At 35.0% G+C, this 18329-nt stretch carries 16 protein-coding genes; 7 read left to right on the forward strand and 9 right to left on the reverse strand.

The features are described from left to right. From ABEG63_RS04295 to ABEG63_RS04315, 5 genes are all read left to right on the forward strand, one after another. Nucleotides 1-378 (forward strand): hypothetical protein, encoded by a 378-nt coding sequence (locus ABEG63_RS04295; protein ID WP_346583226.1) that lies wholly within the window; start codon nucleotides 1-3, stop codon nucleotides 376-378. Nucleotides 379-390: 12 nt separating this feature from the next. After that, nucleotides 391-924, forward strand: a complete 534-nt coding sequence (locus ABEG63_RS04300) for a hypothetical protein (protein WP_346583227.1) — start codon at nucleotides 391-393, stop codon at nucleotides 922-924. A gap of 75 nt (nucleotides 925-999) precedes the next feature. Then, the gene (locus ABEG63_RS04305) at nucleotides 1000-1920 is read left to right on the forward strand and encodes a WYL domain-containing protein (protein WP_267406644.1); all 921 of its coding nucleotides are present in this window, start codon (nucleotides 1000-1002) and stop codon (nucleotides 1918-1920) included. Nucleotides 1921-2048: 128 nt separating this feature from the next. Further along, complete coding sequence (locus tag ABEG63_RS04310; protein WP_267406642.1) at nucleotides 2049-2606, forward strand: hypothetical protein; 558 nt, start codon at nucleotides 2049-2051, stop codon at nucleotides 2604-2606. Beyond that, entirely contained in the window at nucleotides 2607-3038 is a 432-nt protein-coding gene (locus ABEG63_RS04315) for a nucleoside deaminase (protein WP_346583230.1), read from the forward strand. It abuts the gene before it with no gap. A gap of 139 nt (nucleotides 3039-3177) precedes the next feature. Here the strand turns inward: ABEG63_RS04315 and ABEG63_RS04320 are convergent, their stop codons facing one another. From ABEG63_RS04320 to ABEG63_RS04335, 4 genes are all read right to left on the reverse strand, one after another. Continuing rightward, on the reverse strand, nucleotides 3178-3711 hold the full coding sequence (locus ABEG63_RS04320; protein ID WP_346583232.1) for a GNAT family N-acetyltransferase: 534 nt from the start codon (nucleotides 3709-3711) through the stop codon (nucleotides 3178-3180). A gap of 82 nt (nucleotides 3712-3793) precedes the next feature. Continuing rightward, nucleotides 3794-4552, reverse strand: a complete 759-nt coding sequence (locus ABEG63_RS04325; protein ID WP_312392034.1) for a type III pantothenate kinase — start codon at nucleotides 4550-4552, stop codon at nucleotides 3794-3796. Between the two features lie 545 nt (nucleotides 4553-5097). Further along, complete coding sequence (locus ABEG63_RS04330) at nucleotides 5098-6936, reverse strand: M1 family metallopeptidase (protein ID WP_346583234.1); 1839 nt, start codon at nucleotides 6934-6936, stop codon at nucleotides 5098-5100. A 330-nt stretch (nucleotides 6937-7266) separates the two neighbouring features. Then, nucleotides 7267-8958 carry a hypothetical protein gene (locus tag ABEG63_RS04335; RefSeq protein WP_312391976.1) on the reverse strand — a complete coding sequence of 564 codons (1692 nt, stop codon included), beginning with the start codon at nucleotides 8956-8958 and terminating at the stop codon, nucleotides 7267-7269. Between the two features lie 314 nt (nucleotides 8959-9272). On the opposite strand from ABEG63_RS04335, the gene ABEG63_RS04340 reads away from it, so the two are divergent. Continuing rightward, a complete protein-coding gene (locus tag ABEG63_RS04340) occupies nucleotides 9273-11468 on the forward strand; it encodes a glutamine synthetase III (protein WP_267403271.1) in 2196 nt (731 codons plus the stop codon). Nucleotides 11469-11808: 340 nt separating this feature from the next. Beyond that, complete coding sequence (locus ABEG63_RS04345) at nucleotides 11809-12522, forward strand: C40 family peptidase (protein WP_346583238.1); 714 nt, start codon at nucleotides 11809-11811, stop codon at nucleotides 12520-12522. Nucleotides 12523-12986: 464 nt separating this feature from the next. Here ABEG63_RS04345 and ABEG63_RS04350 read toward each other — a convergent pair whose 3' ends face one another. From ABEG63_RS04350 to mreC, 5 genes are all read right to left on the reverse strand, one after another. Next, complete coding sequence (locus ABEG63_RS04350; protein ID WP_346583240.1) at nucleotides 12987-13568, reverse strand: pentapeptide repeat-containing protein; 582 nt, start codon at nucleotides 13566-13568, stop codon at nucleotides 12987-12989. Nucleotides 13569-13691: 123 nt separating this feature from the next. Beyond that, entirely contained in the window at nucleotides 13692-14921 is a 1230-nt protein-coding gene (gene rodA, locus ABEG63_RS04355) for a rod shape-determining protein RodA (protein ID WP_346583241.1), read from the reverse strand. Beyond that, entirely contained in the window at nucleotides 14918-16963 is a 2046-nt protein-coding gene (locus tag ABEG63_RS04360) for a penicillin-binding transpeptidase domain-containing protein (RefSeq protein ID WP_346583244.1), read from the reverse strand. Before ABEG63_RS04360 ends, rodA begins: the two co-directional genes overlap by 4 nt. A gap of 10 nt (nucleotides 16964-16973) precedes the next feature. Beyond that, nucleotides 16974-17480, reverse strand: a complete 507-nt coding sequence (locus tag ABEG63_RS04365; RefSeq protein ID WP_267403281.1) for a rod shape-determining protein MreD — start codon at nucleotides 17478-17480, stop codon at nucleotides 16974-16976. Beyond that, complete coding sequence (gene mreC, locus ABEG63_RS04370) at nucleotides 17473-18327, reverse strand: rod shape-determining protein MreC (RefSeq protein WP_346583245.1); 855 nt, start codon at nucleotides 18325-18327, stop codon at nucleotides 17473-17475. The genes ABEG63_RS04365 and mreC overlap by 8 nt, the downstream gene beginning before the upstream one ends. Nucleotides 18328-18329 lie beyond the last annotated feature (2 nt).

An 18329-nucleotide genomic window follows, 5' to 3' on the forward strand; every position in this document is an offset into this window, starting at 1 on the left:
ATGAATACACTACTTTTTGAAACTTTAGAAAAAATAAAACCAATAGAATCTGCATTTGTTACAACCCACAATATAGATGAAAAATATGCTAAAATATTTAATCTAATTTTTAGATTTAAAAATACAGCAAAAGATGACATTGTGTATAAAAAATTAGTTGGAGTTGTAAATAGTTTCACTAAAAACATTAACTGGGTAATGGCAACTTCCGAAAATAGTAAAAATTATATTATCATTCCAGAATATTTCTATAAAAACAATATTTTCAAGAAATCTGAAAATGACATAAATAATATTGATAAAGAAATCATTGATAAAGCAATAGAAGATTTACCATTTTTAATTGAGCAAATTAAAATGAAATTTGCGCTTGATTAAATATCAATAAATATGAGGGTTACCATAGAAAAATTATCTATAAGTATTAAAGAGAAAGGCTGGGACTCTTACAAGTCTTTAAAAAAAGAATTATTAACATACAATACAAAAGATTTAATCGTAGAAATTCTGAACGCTAATAATTTCAGGAACTCAGATACCAGAAGCTTGCTTTTAATTATTCCTGAATTGTGGAAAGATTTCTCTTTGGAAGACTGGAAATACATAATAAGAAAAGTAAATCGTCCCTCTATTTATAGACTATATATTGATAATAGTTCTCAGTTTGAGGATATTCGTTTTCTTTATAATTGGATTGGAATTGATAGTGTTAGCCTTTACAAAAATGATTCATTAATAAGTAAAGAAAACAAACAAGCATTAGATAAAGTGTTTCCTGCATATTTAATTGACCCCATGAGAGACGGGGGTCTTTACAAAGAAGATTTTCAGGATGGGACCTTTGGAAACATTGATTATTTTAGAAAAATGAAACATAGATTAATAAGTCAAGGGGCAAAGCCGAACCCAATGGGAAATTTATAAATCTTCTCACAAAAAAATAAAACACGACACCTTTTGTCGCATTAAGCGCATATATTTGTGGTATAAAATTAGATCATGAAAAAAGATTTTTACCTTACAAGATATGCCTTAATAATAAAAAGATTAGAAAGTTCTCCGGCTACCTATTCGCAGCTGGAGGACTATCTACTCAACTCTTTCGAATTTCAGGACGCGGATATTAAAAGCTATTCTATTCGTACCTTGCAGAGGGATATTCGTGAGATTTCTGACCTTTTTAACCTTTCCATTCACAACAAAAAAAAAGGAGACAACCGTTATTATATCGAAAGTCGCCCCATCATGGAAGTGGATGAATACAACCAAAAACTACTGGAATCTTTCCAAGTAAGTAACGCGCTGAACAATCATCCTGACTTTGCCAATTATATCTTTTTTGAAAGCCGAAAACCTACAGGTGTTGAAAATTTTTATGATCTTTTCTTTGCCATCCGCAACAAAAGGGTTGCTACTTTCGAACATTATAATTATAAAAACAAGCTGATGACTTCACGAAAAGTTCATCCATTGGCGTTGAAAGAATCAAAAGACAGATGGTATCTTATCGCGATTGACACAAAAGATAAAGTATTGAAATCTTTCGGTTTAGACAGAATTAATTATCTGGATGTAAGCGACAAAAAATTCAAGGAAAAGTATAATTATAATTTCAAGGAACATTTTAAAAATGCTTTCGGCGTGATGAATCTGGCAGAACAAAAACCACAGAAAATTGTTCTGAAATGCAGTAAACATCAAGGCGAATACATCAAAAGTTTTCCGCTTCATCAGTCTCAGAAAGAAACAAAAGAAACTCAGACAGAGACTTTTTTCGAGTTTTTTCTGCATCCAACTTACGACTTTATGCAGGAAATTTTATCGTACGGAAAAGAAGTTCAGGTTCTGGAACCTAAAGTTTTAGTTGACGATATTCGCACGCATCTACAGGAATCACTGAACAATTATCTTGAGCAATAAAACCGTGTTTTTATAGATTTTTTTGATTATATTTACATAAATATATCAATTTGAGATCTCTATTTCTTTATTTGTTTTGCCTTATTTCTTCTTTTTGTTTTTCACAACAGACAGAAGAATTCAAGCATGTGAGAGGTTTTTACAATCAGCACCGAAACATGCTCACCAACGAGTTTAAAAAGAAATTTGATGCTGAAGCCAATACTTTCAGCAAAACATTGATTCGACAGGATTTTGTGCTTTTCATGAAGAAAATGGATAGTATTGAAAATGTAGCCTTGATTGGTGCTTTGCTAAAAGTGAGAAACTTAGAAGACCTCAAAAAAATCGGTCAGAAAAACGATAAAAAAGACACTGCTAATCATTTGGTTAAAACCCCTGCAAATATTGAGAAAAATGCAGATTATCCGGGAGGAATTAATGCTTTAAGAAAAGAAGTTTCCGATCTTTTTTATTCGCCGGGAGTATATTCTGAAAACAAAACCATTAAGACCAATGTTGCGTTTATTGTTGAAAAAGACGGCAGCATCACCAACGTTCATGCGCAGGGAGAAAATTTCACTTTCAACAGACAGGCAGAAATTGCGATGTATTCTGTCTCGGAGAAATTCAGTCCGGCAGTCGTCAATGGCGAATCGGTGAGATACCGTTTTAGTCTTCCTTTAACTATGAATATCGACAGATAAATGTTTACCGACGAATATTTTATGAAAATGGCTTTGCAGGAAGCCGAAATTGCCTTGGAAAAAGATGAGGTTCCCATCGGATGTGTGATTGTTTCCAACGACCGAGTGATTGCAAGATCGCACAATCTTACCGAAGCTTTAAATGATGTAACCGCTCATGCCGAAATGCAGGCGATTACTTCTGCTGCGAACTTTCTGGGCGGAAAATATCTTATCAACTGTACAATGTATGTAACGATGGAACCCTGTGTCATGTGTTCGGGAGCACTTTCCTGGTCGCAAATTACAAAGGTTGTGATTGGCGCGAGAGACGAACAGCGAGGATTTATCAATAAAAATTTATCACTTCATCCCAAAACAGAGATTGTTACAGGAATTATGGAAAGGGAATGCTCTTCTATTGTGAGAGAGTTTTTTAGATCGAAAAGATAATATTTTAATTTCGGATAAAGTATGATGAAAAATATCTCCCGAAATTTCATCAGACTCAGCTTCTCGATACAAAATTCTTTCAGAATTTCACTCGAAGTGACGGCGTTTATCAATGGAATACTTTTCCCTTTAAGATAAGTTAATCCTTATTTTTAAAAATAGAATACATTGGGATATCGTAATATTTCCCGTCTTTCTTCAGATGTTGTTTTAAAATTGCCTCCTGTTGCATTCCTATTTTCTGCATGATCTTTCCTGACGCCGGATTGTGAGGAAAATGAATCGCAAAGATCTTGTTAAAGTTCAATTCGTTAAATCCAAAATCTACAATGGCTTTGGCAGCTTCGGTTACATACCCTTTATTCCAGAAAGATTTTGCCATCCAGTAGCCCATTTCTGCTTTATCATGACCTTCATCGTGCAGACCAATCGCTCCGATAATTTTTCCGGATGTATCGCGGATCGCGAAGGTATATCCCTTCTTAGAAGCGAATGCCTCTCTCACCAGTTTCAGCCAGAAATCACCATCTTCTTTTCGGTAGGGATAAGGGATTGTAGATGTATAATCAGAATATTCTTTATCCTGCATATATTCTACAACCAAAGGAAGATCTTCTTCTTTTAATTCAGAAAGAATCAACCTTTCAGTTTTTATTGTGGGGAAATTTTTCATTGCTTTTTTTTTGAAATTCAAGCTAAGATTCAGGTAAATATGTTTTTACATTACTAAACCTCAGCCTAAACCTCAATCTTATTTATAAATCTTTTCCTAAAAAATACAATCCTTTTAAGGTATGAAGTCTGTCCATCACATGAATTTTATCCGTGAGCGGTTTGTAAACATGAGAAACTCCTCCCGTGGCAATTACGAAACAGTCATCATTTACCTCATCATTTATTCTATCGATAAAACCTTCTACCATTCCTAAAAATCCGTAAACCATACCACTTTGCATACAACTTACAGTATCCAGACCGAGAACTGTTTTAGGTTTTTTTAATTCAATTTCCGGAAGTTGTGCTGTATGGCTGATTAATGAATTTAAAGCGGTAATAATTCCCGGAGCAATAATCACTCCCAAAGATTCTCCCGTTTCCGAAATACAACTTGCCGTAAGCGCCGTTCCGAAATCTAAAACGATTTTCTTTTTCCCCGGATACAGCATGTGTGCAGCGACAAGATTAGCGAAAATATCAGTTCCTCGCGACTTCGATTTTGCCTGAACCACAGACGGTGTTGTACTGTCGACAATCACAGGAGCCACTTCATGAATCTTTCTGATAGCAGCACTGATAACCTTGGTAAGCTGAGGTACCACAGAGCCGATAATAACTTTATCGATCTCTTGGGGTTCAATTTTATAAGTTTGATACAGCATCAGCATCTGTACATACAGTTCGTCTGCCGTGCGGTAAGGTTTTGTATTGATGACCCACGAAATATCACAATTATCATCATCAAAAAGACCAAATCTGATATTACTGTTTCCTACGTTGATTACGATTGAATTCATTGACATATTTTTCAGAAGAATTTCATTACATAATATTGAAACTCTTGCTTTTATTTTGAGGGAATAAATTTAATGATTTTCATAAAAACTATCCCTTAATCTCTTATAAAATGCTCTTCTGTTTAAAAATATCATGGATTAGATGAAGTGAAAATTTATTCGTGCAATAAAAACCGGATTAAGACCAAATTATTTTTACGGAGGTTACAAACAAGGTTGTTTTAAACAAAATACTTGTTACATTTATTTAAAACAACCTTGTTTGTAATAAAATACAAAATGCGGGGAGTTAAAACAGGGGTGTTTGTAACAAAATACAAACTACTTTTGTTTCCCACATATTGTTTGAAATCAAATGATGATAATTATTTAATTAAGTAATGTTAATTCTTATTTAATAAATAATTTTTGAACATATAAAGTGTAGAATCTGCAAATAATATTTTTTTTAATCTGTCTTTTGCCGTAATTAAGTCAAAGAGAATTTAAAGAAACAAAAAAATCCCACAGCTCGCTGCAGGATTCTATATATTTCAAAAGATCAATTACTTCACTTCTACAAAATTATCTTCCATATTCACATCTGCCAATCGTTGGCTGAAATCAATGCCTAAAACAGATAATTGAGATTTTGTATAAGGAACCGTTACCGTATATTCCTTCTGAGTCCAAGGCCAATACGGCATCGTTTTAAACTCGCCATACATATCTTTTTCTTTCCAAGTATGCGTCATGTTTAAAGGAATCTGATACGTTACAATTTTCTTATCGGTAGTCATAATACTGAAATCAATCGGCATCGGAACCTGACCTTTATTAATTAAAGTAATCGTCGTAGATTTTGCATCATATTTCACATCTTTAATACCATAATCGATGGTTTTTGTGGTGTTGATCCAATAATTTTGGAACCACTTCAAATCCATCCCTGAAACTTTCTGAGCGATATGTAAAAAGTCTCTGTCAGACGGATGTTTCATTGCCCACTGATCGTAATATTGCTTTAAAGTTTCAGCTAAATTATGCTCACCCATAATGTAACCCAACTGCACCAAATACAATTCTCCTTTCACATAAGAAGCATACGTATAAGACGTTCCGTTGTCGTGGTGATCGCCTAACCAAACAGCCGGTTCTTCAATTCCTTTTTTGATGAAACTTCTGTAAGCATTCAATCTTTCCATAAAAGGATTCGGAAGCTCTTCTGGAAACAACTGGTACATCACATATCCTTCCGCATAACTTGTAAAGCCTTCATCCATCCACGGGCGCATCGATTCATTGGTGGCCAACATTTGTTGATACCAAGAGTGAGAACCTTCATGAGCCATCAATCCCATTAAATCTTTAATATTTTTAGATTCACCAAGGATCATGGTACACATTCCATACTCCATTCCGCCGTCTCCACCTTGGATAAACGCGTACGTTGGATAGACATATTTACCAAAATGAGAATTCATGATTTGGAAATATTTCGTCACATACGGTTGAGCTTCCTCCCAAACTTTTGTTTTATCATTGGGTTGATATACAAAGAAAACTTTCGGACCTTGTGGAACATCAAAACTTTTTACGATGTAATCTCTGTCGGCGCTCCAAGCGAAATCAAGAATGTTTTTCGCATTCCATTTCCATGTTGCTTTTTTATTTTTTTCGGCTTTGATCTTTGCATTCGCGTCATATCCTTTAACTTCTGTAGGATTTTCAAGAATTCCTCCAGCTCCCACAACATAATCTTTATTGATTTTAATCGTTACATCAAAATCTGAAAACGGTGCATGAAACTCTCTTCCCATATAATCGAAAGTCGCCCAACCATCATAATCATATTCCGCGATTTTCGGATACCATTGCGTCATCGTCATATCAACGCCTTCTCTGTTATTTCTTCCGCTTCTACGAATTTGCTGAGGAATCACTGCATCCCAATCCATCGTGAAAGTAGTGGTTGAATTTGGCTTGATAGGTTCCGCTAAATATACCTTCATAATGGTTTCCTGAACTTCAAATTTCAGGTCTTTGCCGTTTTGTTTGATCCAGTGAATATTTTGTGCTCCTTCCTGATCTTTCGGAATAGAAGATAATCTTGAAATTCCATCTTTTTGCAATCTCGAATCCCCATTTTTTCCCTGACTAGCAACTCTTTGATCCATCATCGAGTTTGGTTTAAATGCATTCCAATACAAATGGAAATAAACAACGTTAAGCTCGTCCGGAGAATTATTAGTATATTCTAAAGTCTGATTTCCTTGATAAGTAAATTTTTCAGCGTTCACATCAATATCCATCTTGTACTTCGCACTCTGCTGATAATAAGGGCCCTGCTGAGCCTGAAACTGAGAAATTATAAACGCAAACAGGATTGCAACCGATTTTTTCATTTAAAATTTTTTATTTTTCTAAAGGTAGTTAATTTAAACAAGAACCTCAAATGTGGAGTTATTGTTGAGGTTTGAATCTTTTTTAGATGAAATTTATCTTTGATTGTTAAATTTTTATCTCACTGATTTTGCAGATTTCGTTGATTTTTTTAACTCAAACATCTGTTAGATTTGCTTGATCTGCGAGAGATGAAATATAACAACAATATTTAGCACAAATAAAATTAGTGTAATCTTTTCAAAACATTTGAGCCATTAGTGTTTAAACAAAAAAATCCCTCAAAGCTTTAAAAACTTTGAAGGATTGTATTTTCTAATAAGAATTAAAAATTATTTCTTAGCAGCAACTTCTTTTTTTCCGCTTTGTAAGATCTTTTCTAAGATTCTTAGCGTGATCAGATAGGTTGGCTTTACACCTGTTAATCCCAAACCACCTGAAGAAAGTGTACTTCCCGTTTCCAAAGGATTATCCGAAGCATAATAAGCATACATCACAAAAAGATCCGGTGAGATATGATGTCTGATTTTAGACGCCACCTGAATTGCTTTTTGGTAGTGTGCCCCTTCCATTTCAAGTCCGATCGCTTTCCAAGAAGTATTCATGAAATAAGAAAGAATATCTCTGTTTTGAAGCGAAGTTCCCAAAACAGTAATCATCGGACCTTCAAAAGCTTTCAATTCATCATCATGGAAATCTTCTTTTTTCAAAGCGTTTTCAAAAGGATAATTATCGGCCGTTCCTTCAAAAATGTGTGAAGTCGGGATCATAATATCACCTTTTCCACCTTCCAGAATTCCTGCTTTACCCATGATGGAAACAGATTTTACTTTCATCATATAAACTTCTCCTTTATGCTCGTAAGGTCTTAATAATTCATCCATTACCTCATAAGCCTGTTCGCCAAAAGCGTAATCAAAAACCATAATTACATCGTCTCCACCAAATTTAATATCGTGAAAAGGCGTGTTTTTAAGGTTTGTTTTGTTTAAATCAATGATCTGAACATCAATATTACTTCCGCTTTTATCATTAATATAAATTAAACCTTCTTCCAAAGCGAATTTTGAAACTTTGTCGCGAAGTTCTTTTTTATCAGAAATTTCTCCGTAAAGCTTATAATCAACCTCTTTGTTATCTTTTTTCTTTAATGCATCGTTGGCGTACAGCATATTTTTCACCGAGTGCATGTTGGCAGAAATAATGTGCAACGGACGCATGTGAAGATTGTTTTCAAATAAAACTTCTTTCACTTTGTCTGCCCATTTTTCACCAAAATAATGGTGCCCTACTCTTTCCTTTAAAATAGCACTGAAATGAATCTCTCTTTCTCTCGTCTGTTTTGCATCTTCCAGACTTACTTTTCCTAAGTTGTAGATGATTTTAAATAAACGGTCAGGATTTGTATCATCACCGAAAGTATTATAAGCGGTTAATGTTTCATCAAAAGTTCTTCCGATTAAAGAAGACAAATGAATTAAAGCAACTTCTTTTTCTTTTCTGCTGAATTTCTTTTCGCCTTTTACTACTTCTTCAATAATTTTAAAAGCACGTGTCGGTTTCCAATTTTCATCTTGGATGAAAGCCAGATTTCTGATTTTATCGGCTTCTATAAATAAAAATGTAAGGTGAGTAAGAATATCATAAATTTCAGAACGTCCCAAAAGAACTTCAATATTCATTTGGTGTTCGTCGATTCTGTAACAGTTTCTTCTTCTCTTTTTGGGAACGATCGGCTCAAAGCTTCCTTTATCAAAACCTTCGTCTGAAGTTAAATGAATGAAAGCACATTCTTCAATACCTTCTGGAAGTCTGTCTAAAACATACATCAAACCATCCAATTCCAACTTGCTTGGAATGCTCATGGTACCGTAAATTTCCGGATTGATCGTCTTCAACAAACTTCTAATGCTTTCTCCTGAAACTCCGCTCGGCTTGAAAAAACCTCTATAAAACAAATGTCTCATAGATATGTATAGTCTTTCAATTGCTTCGGTAGTTTCTCTTGCTCTAGAATTTGTCATATATTAAAATTTTTATAAAAAGTCTGCTAAGTTACGAAAAATATATTTAATATTTTAAATCGTTAAAAATCAATTACATAATTCTTGACCATTAAATAATGATAGGTTTCTAAAAGTACTATATATTAAGGTATCGAGAAAGAAATTTAGAATAATTTTTCTTCACATTAGAAACAATAATTTCGTTTACCCCTATCAAAAATCAAATCATTGTTTAAAATTTAGTTAAAATTCAAAATACCCCTTAAATTTTGGGGGTAAAAATATTTTCAATTCATTTTTTTTGTAAATTTGCCCCGTAAAAATTAACCTATATGTCAACTTTAAGATTCAAAGCGTTAGAAACTTTACCATTTAAGGACTTTAGAAGAGATAACTCTGTGGAAGTTCCTGTAAAATTATCAGAATTATTCTGCCAAAATGTTTTCTCAGAAGAAACAATGAGAGAATATTTAACGAAAGAAGCATTCCAGTCTATTATGGATGCGGTAAAAAAAGGAACTAAAATCCAAAGACACATTGCAGATCAGGTAGCAGTAGCTATGAAAGACTGGGCAATGAGCAAAGGAGTAACTCACTACACACACTGGTTTCAACCTTTGACAGGGACAACTGCGGAAAAGCACGATTCTTTCTTCACGCCAATCGAAGGAGGAAGAGCGATTGAAAGATTCAGCGGAAACTTATTGATTCAGCAAGAACCAGATGCTTCTTCTTTCCCGAACGGAGGAATCAGAAACACTTTCGAAGCAAGAGGTTATACAGCTTGGGACCCTACTTCTCCGGCTTTCATTATGGGAACTACACTTTGTATTCCTTCAATTTTCATCTCTTATACAGGAGAAACTTTAGATTATAAAGCACCTCTTTTAAGAGCTTTGAACGCTGTAGACGAAGCTGCAACCAACGTAATGCAGTATTTCGACAAAAATGTAACAAAAGTAACTCCTACTTTAGGTTGGGAGCAAGAATATTTCCTGGTTGATTCAGCATTGTATCAATCTCGTCCGGACCTTGTATTAACAGGGAAAACTTTGTTAGGGCATTCTCCGGCAAAAGGACAGCAGTTAGATGACCACTATTTCGGTTCAATTCCTACAAGAGTAATGAACTTCATGAAAGAGTTGGAAATCGAATGTATGAAATTGGGTATTCCAGTTACTACGAGACACAACGAAGTGGCTCCAAACCAATTTGAGCTTGCTCCAATGTTTGAAGAAGTAAACGTTGCCGTAGACCACAACTCTTTGTTGATGGACGTTATGGCAAGAATTGCTCACAGACACCATTTCCACATTTTATTCCACGAAAAACCATTCGCAGGGGTAAACGGAAGCGGAAAACACAACAACTGGTCTTTAGCAACTGATACAGGTGAAAACCTTTTAAGCCCGGGAAAAAATCCTAAGAAAAACTTACAGTTCTTAACATTCTTCGTTAACACAATTAAAGCGGTTTACGAATATGCCGATCTTTTAAGAGCAAGCATCGCTTCTGCAAGCAACGACCACAGATTAGGTGCAAACGAAGCTCCACCAGCAATTATTTCTGTATTTATCGGAAGTCAATTGTTTAGAGTTTTGGAAGAGCTTGAAAAAGTAACAGAAGGAAAACTTTCACCAGACGAAAAAACAGATCTTAAATTAAATGTTGTTGGAAAAATTCCTGAAATTTTGTTGGATAATACTGACAGAAACAGAACTTCTCCATTTGCATTTACAGGAAATAAATTCGAGATCAGAGCGGTAGGTTCCGCAGCCAACTGTGCTGAATCTATGACGGTAATGAACACGATTGCTGCAAAACAATTAAGCGATTTCAAAAAAGAAGTGGATGCTTTAATTGAAACAGGTCTTAAGAAAGATGAAGCGATCTTCAATATTTTAAGAGAATACATCAAACAGTGTAAAAACATTATGTTTGAAGGGGACGGATACTCTGATGACTGGGCAAAAGAAGCTGAAAAAAGAGGTTTGAACAACTGGAAAACAACTCCTGAAGCACTTAAGCAGGAAATGAACCAAAAATTCCTTGATTTATATGAAGAAATCGGAGTTTTTAACCACAGAGAAGTTGAAGCCAGAAACGAGATTAAATTAGAAAAATATTCAACAGTTATCGATATTGAAGCAAGAGTTTTAAGTGATATCGCAAGAAACCACATCATTCCTTCTGCTTTAAACTATCAGAACAGATTAATTGAGAACGTAAAAGGTCTTAAAGAGATCTTCGGAGATAAAGAATTCAAATCATTGGCGAAAGAGCAAATGAGCTTAATTACAAGCATTTCTGAAAACGTTGCTACGATTAAACTGGGCGTTGAAGATTTAATTAAAGCAAGAGAAGCAGCAAAGGCTGTATCAGAAAGTCAGAAGCAGGCAGAAGAATATTGCAACAAAGTAAAACCTTTATTTGATGTGATCAGAGAAGCGTCTGATGCACTAGAAATGATGGTGGATGATGAACTTTGGCCAATGACGAAATATAGAGAAATGTTATTTACAAAGTAACATCTGTAAAGTTCCATATTAGTTAAGCTCCCCGGTATTTCCGGGGAGTTTTTTTATCTATTTTTAACAGTAGTGAAAATTAGAGTTTTATATCTTAAACCTCGATTTGTAGAAGAATATCTACAGGTTTTGTTAAAGAATCTTAATAAAAAAAACCGTACACTCACCTAAAATAGGCGGTTACGGTTTATTTTTCTTTAACATACTTAAATAATATGTTAAAATGTGTTAAAAACCAAACCTGACAATAATCATATCAAGGCTCTTTTGGCTGGAATACATACTTTTGTAATGCTTTTGAAAATAAATATTCCTTTTTAACACGGATAATCAAATATATATGAAGAAAAGAGTTTTGTTTTATTTAGTTGCTTTAGTTACTACAGTGTCTATGCAATCGTGTGCTACTAATTATGTAGTTTCAAAACCAGCAACTTACACAAAAGAATACAAAACAGATGCCAAACTTGCTTCTCTTGATACAAAGAAAGCTGAGCTTGATAAGCAAAGATTAATTGATTCTTTCCTTGCTGAAAAAGCAGCATCTATCGCCAACGCTAAAAACGCAGTTAAAAATTCTGAGATTGCAAAGGCAATCAAACATAATAAAACAATCGACAACATCCTTACGGAAGCAGCAACTTACCTTGGAACACCTTACAGATACGGAGGAATGACAAGAAACGGTATAGATTGTTCAGCTTTCGTTCTTTCTGTTTTCGGTGCAGCAGCAGGGCTTAGCTTACCAAGAGTAGCAGCTTCTCAGGCTCAGGAAGGTGAAAAGATTGAAAAATCTGAACTTCAGAAAGGAGATTTGATCTTCTTTTCTCACGGTAGAAGAATTTCTCACGTAGGAATTGTAGAAAGCGTAGAAGAAGATGGAGAAGTGAAGTTTATTCACGCAGCCACGTCGAAAGGAGTAATGGTTTCTTCACTGAATGATTCTTATTGGGGTCCAAAATACAGATTCGGAAAAAGAGTGATTAATGAAAACGGAGAATCTTTAAACAATCTGGCTGCAACAACTCCAGCATCAAACGGAACAAGTTTTTAATTTTAAATAATTGATTTAAATAATGAAACCATCAAAATTTTTGATGGTTTTTTTATTGTACATAATTTTTAACGCTACAGATCAATAAGATTTAGAATATTTTGGATTAAGCCCAAAACTTGGGGACTACCAAAAAGTTTATATCCGTTAAGTTTGTCATCCTGTAGGATCTAAGCATCATATTAGAAAAACAAGACTGAAACGATTGTTTATTTTTTTAACGCTATCGATCGCTAAAGCTTTGCATCTCATTTTAAATATTTTCGGTCGCAATGGCGTTCTACTCAGTAAATGATAGCAATACTTAGCTCGCTTAACTATAAAATTCAAAGTCATCGATTTTGAACACCAAGCTCACTAAGTTTTTTTGAATACTATTTGCTTTTAGTTTCACAAAGCCGTTTCAATTATAAAAGTTGAAAATAAATTGTATTTGAATTTTCGCCAACAACTAACAACCAAAATCACCCGTTCGTATCAATTTCAATATCGAATTTATATAACAGACCATAGATTTGAGAAAGTGAAAATTTGGCCTTTTTAAGCCTGTTTTGAGAAGGATCTATAGAATAGTTGACCGATGTTCTTAAATCTGCTTTTTCGAGGTTTGTTCTATCGAAAACAGCTCCGGAAAAATCACAGTTATTAAATACGGAATTTGATACATCACATTCAGCGAAATCAACTTCTATTAATTTTGAATCTTTAAATAAAGTTTTCTTGATTGAGGTTTGATAAAATATAGAATTGTTTAGCGAACATCCATCAAATCTGAAAGACATTCCAAACTCATTACAGTTATTGAACTGAAGTCCGAACATTTTGGATCCCTTAAAACTCACATCGCGAAAACCTGTAGAAACAAGTTTTACCATGCTTAGATTACAGCCGATAAATTCGCAGTCGTTAAAATTAAAACCGGAAAGGTCTTCATATTCAAAATTACAATTCAGAAAATTACAGTTTTCGTACTCCCCTTTTTCTAACGGATTTTGAGTAAAGTCTACATTTTCGAAAGTTTGATCCAGAACGTATGCTTCCTTCATAAGATTTTATGATTTAATTACAATTTTTCTCGCTGATTTTGCAGATTGCGCTGATTTTTGTCTAAAAACTTTAAAACAGAATGATTGTAAACATCCATCATCCCGTTTCCAACTTCAAGCCTTTTAAACCAAACTATTTTTATCCGAATAATTCAGTTTAAAGAAAATAAAAGTCATCATCGAGAAGGCAAGCAAAGAACTTCCACCATAACTAAAATACGGCAACGGAATACCAACGGTCGGGAAAAGCCCCATTACCATTCCTAAATTGATGGAAAAGTGCATGAGAAGGATCGAAGCAAAGCAATACCCAAAAACACGATTAAAAGCGGATTTCTGTTTTTCTGCGAGGTAATAAATTCTGCCAATGAAGACCATATAGCAAAGAATCAGAACAGCGCTTCCTACAAAACCCCATTCTTCACCCACGGTACAGAAAATATAATCGGTTTCCTGCTCAGGAACGAATTTCCCTTGTGTAACGGAACCTTCACGATATCCTTTACCTAGAAGTCCACCAGAACCGATCGCAGTTTTAGAATATAGTAAGTTATAACCAGAGGTGTCTCTAAAAGCCTTTTCCCCTTTATAAAGAACCTCAATTCTTTCTCTTTGGTGTTTAGGCAGTTTTTCCAAAATAAACGGTGAGCCGAAAGCCAAGCCACAAAGAATTAAAATAGAACCTGCAATACTTGAAATAGAAATAACATTCCAGGACATTTTATAATAATTCATCGCGATCCAACCGCCTGCAATCACTAAAATCGTAAGCACAACATAAATTGGAGGAACCGCCAAAGAAACAAGGAAAACGCCTGCAAAAAGGAATCCGATTCCAAATAGCAAACCATTTAATCCCTCTCGATATAAGGCGATAAAAAATGCAATGAAAACCAACATAGAACCCACATCGGGAATTGCCAATACAACCGCCGCCGGAATTCCTACAATAGCTAATGTTGTTAAAAGAGATTTGTTATTTTTCAGATTAAATTCCGGGCCTGAAACATAATTCGCCAACATTAAAGCCGTCCCGATTTTAGCAAACTCAACAGGCTGCATGGTAAAACTTCCGAATTTGTACCAGTTTTTCTGTCCGAGAATTTCTTTACCAAAAGGGAAAAGCCCAATCAGAAGCAGAACACCTCCGATATAAATAATTCCCGACATATTTTCGAAAAACTTACTTCTCCCGACAAAAATAATCAGTCCGACAAAAACAGAAATGCAAAAGAAAATCAATTGTTTTTCCCCTAATTTCTGGTCTACACTATAAATATTTGCAATCGCAAAAATGCAAAGCACGAAATAAAGACCGAGACCTAATTTATCTATTCCTTCCGTCCATTTCATTTCTTAGCAGGTTTTGTAGTGTTTTTTGTATTCTTAGTTTCCTCGTCTATTTTTTTCTGCAGTTTAGCTTTTTGTTCTTTGATGAATTTTAAGCTATCCTGTATTCTTTTCAGTTTAATAGAATCCGGTTTCGGATCTACATAAAGACCTTTACGTTTCAAATCGAAGATCCACTGCCTTTTGTATTCAGGCATGAAACTCGAAGTAATCATTTTCTTGTAAAGATTCTCACGTTTCAGATCTCCGGTAATATATTTTTCAGCAATTACTGTACACGCCGGACCTGCCCAAGTGGCTCCAAATCCCGCATGTTCCATCACGGCAACTACCACAATTTTCGGTTTTTCAGCAGGAGCAATCAATACAAAAATAGAGTTATCTTTTCCTTGCGGAACCTGTGCAGTACCCGTTTTTGCCAATTGAGTAAAGTCATTAGACTTCAATCCTCTTGCTGTTCCTCTTAACACTACAGCTTCCATACCTTTTAAAACAGGTTCAAAATATTTTGGATCTACCAGTGTTTGATGTTTAACTTTAAATCTCGGATCAGGATTTGGTTTTCCATCAATTGATTTTACGATGTGAGGGGTATAATACCAACCTCGGTTAGCAATTGCTCCAACATAATTGGCTAACTGAATAGGCGTTACCAAAACATCACCCTGCCCCATTCCGTTGTAAATAGCTCCGGTTGACATTTCGTCCCAGTCTTTAAAATCTTTTCTTTGCGATCCGCTCGCTTTCATGATGGCTTTAAACCTTTTCTCATAAAAATCACCCGAAGGAATTCTTCCTTTTGCTCCTACCGCGAAGTCGTTATTTAAAAACTCACCAACGCCAAAGCTGCTCATGATCTTTTTCCATTCATCTACCCCTTTGGAAGGATTTCCGGGATATTTTTTAATGATCGCGATAAATGCATAAGTGAAGAAACAATTACTGGAAACCTGAATCGAAGGAATCAGAGGATCTGCCCCCCCGTGACCTTTAATTCTTTTTCCTTTATAGAAAAATCCGCCGCCGCAAGGAAAAATAGTTTTATCGGTCATTACTCCCATTTGCATCGCCGCCAAAGCCGTCAGCAATTTGAAGGTAGATCCCGGAGGATAACCCGCCTGCAAAGAACGGTCGAAAGTAGGCTTATTCTCGTAAATGGTATCTTTTGATAAAGCGTATAGATTTTTTGATTTGTTAGGACCTGTGAAAAGATTAGGATCGATATCCGGACCGGTTGCTGCAACCAGAACTTCACCGTTATTAGGATCTAAAGCGACAATAGCGCCATGCTTATTCACCAACATTTCTTCAGCGGTTCTCTGAAGATCGTAATCAATGGTTAACGTAATATCTTTTCCGGTAATAACATCTTTATCTAATGTTCCGTTTTTATAAGGACCAACATTTCTAAGCTTGATATCTTTCTGAATATACTTTACTCCTTTTACCCCACGAAGGTCTTTTTCGTAAGCCTTTTCAATTCCCGTTTTACCGATGAGGTCACCCGGAAGATAATAGGTTGAATCTTTTTTAATTTCTCTTTCATTCACTTCACTCGTATATCCCAAAAGGTTACCAGAAGTTGAAACTTCATATTCCCTTTGCGGACGCTGAACGATGCTAAATGCCGGATATTTAAATATAATCTCTTGAACTCTGGCAATATCTTCTCTGCTTAAATCTTTTAGAAAAGTCATCGGAGTCAGTTTAGAATAATATTTTTCTTTTTTAATAAGATCGATTTTCTTAATAAAATCAGGTTTTGAGATTTTCATTAAACTACAGAAAGCCAATGTATCAAAATCAGGTTTCATCAAGGCCTGAGTGAAAGAAATTTCGTAAGCAGGCTGATTTCCAACCATAATTTTACCATTTCTGTCGAAAATAACTCCACGTTGCGGAATTACATATTCGGTTTTAATGGATGTATTGGCCGCGTTTAAGGCATATCGGTCTGTAAATAATTGTAAATACGCAAGCCTCGCCACAAAAATAAGGGCGATGACAACGAGAACGGAGAAAACTTTTAAATAACGTGTGTTCAAACTCTTCTTTTCAAACTTTTTGTTTGATCTTAAATATTAATGCGTAAATAATGATAAATATAAAGGAAATTATACTAGTCACCAACACATTAAGTAATATTTCAAAAAATCGGCTAAACTTGAAGAATTCGATGTACTGCACCAACAGCTGATGCAGGAAGATACTCGAAAAGAGGAACAGCAAAAACTGCGACCACTGTAAAGACTGAAATGAAAAGAAATCTGTAGAAGTATCTGTAGATGTTCTGAAGATCAATGTTCTGAAATAAGCAATAAGAGTTGTCGCAAATGCATTGATTCCCCATGAATAAAGGAATGAATCCACCGCTAAACCAATCAAAAAGCTTAATGCCAAAAATTGAAATTTGTTCCTGAAAAAAGGATAAAACATTACAAACACAGGATACAGCACCGGAGTATATTTTCCAAAAAGGGTAATCTTGTACAATACAAAAACTTGTAATGCCACCAAGAAAATCATGATCAATATGTCGGTAAATAATGTTCTACTAATCATTTTCCTTTTTTATTACAGCCTGCATTGTATCTTGAATCTTTTGAACCTCAGCTTTTTTAAGATTTTTAACAACGAAAACCTTGTTCAAAGCGCCCATTTTTTCACTCAATTCCACTGAAATATCCCAGAAACCTGTTTTATTATCAACGGAATATCCAGCAATTGTTCCAATCATTACACCTTTCGGGAAAATAGCAGATTTGCCGTCTGTTTCTACGGTATCTCCTACTTTCAAAGCCACATATTTAGGAATATCAGCCAAGTGCATTACTCTGGAATTATCTCCATTCCAGGTTAACGTTCCAAAATATCCGGAGTTTTTAAGCGCCGCATTAATTCTGATTTTATTTACACTTAAAACCGACTGAACCAAGGCGTAGCTATCGGTAGAATTAATAACGATACCCGCAATTCCTCGTGGTGCCATAACACCCATCTGAGGAAATACACCATCTCTCCTACCTCTGTTTATTGTAAAATAATTGTTTCTTCTATTGATACTGTTGAAAACAATCTCTCCATCTACAAATGTAAAAATTTGCCCTCCTCCTAATGTATCATGAACTTTTCTGAATTGAGGATCTGCAGCACCTTGCTTTCCGTAAAGCTTCACCATAAGATCTTTGTTTTGAGCAACAAGATCTTCGTTTATCTGCTTTAGCTTAAGGTACGAAACCCCCTCATCAATATATCCCGAAACCCATGAATTCACCGCAGCCGATTGGCCCGCAATCCATGATTTCTGCATAGAGTTTTTAGAGAATATCAGAACAAGAGCAATAATTTGCAGGAATATAAAGAAGACAAATAACGCATTCTTTGAAAATAATCTCAGCAAAAATCCCATTC

Origin of the sequence: Chryseobacterium sp. C39-AII1, from assembly GCF_039672645.1 — a bacterium.
In the GTDB taxonomy this organism is placed as follows: Bacteria; Bacteroidota; Bacteroidia; order Flavobacteriales; family Weeksellaceae; genus Chryseobacterium.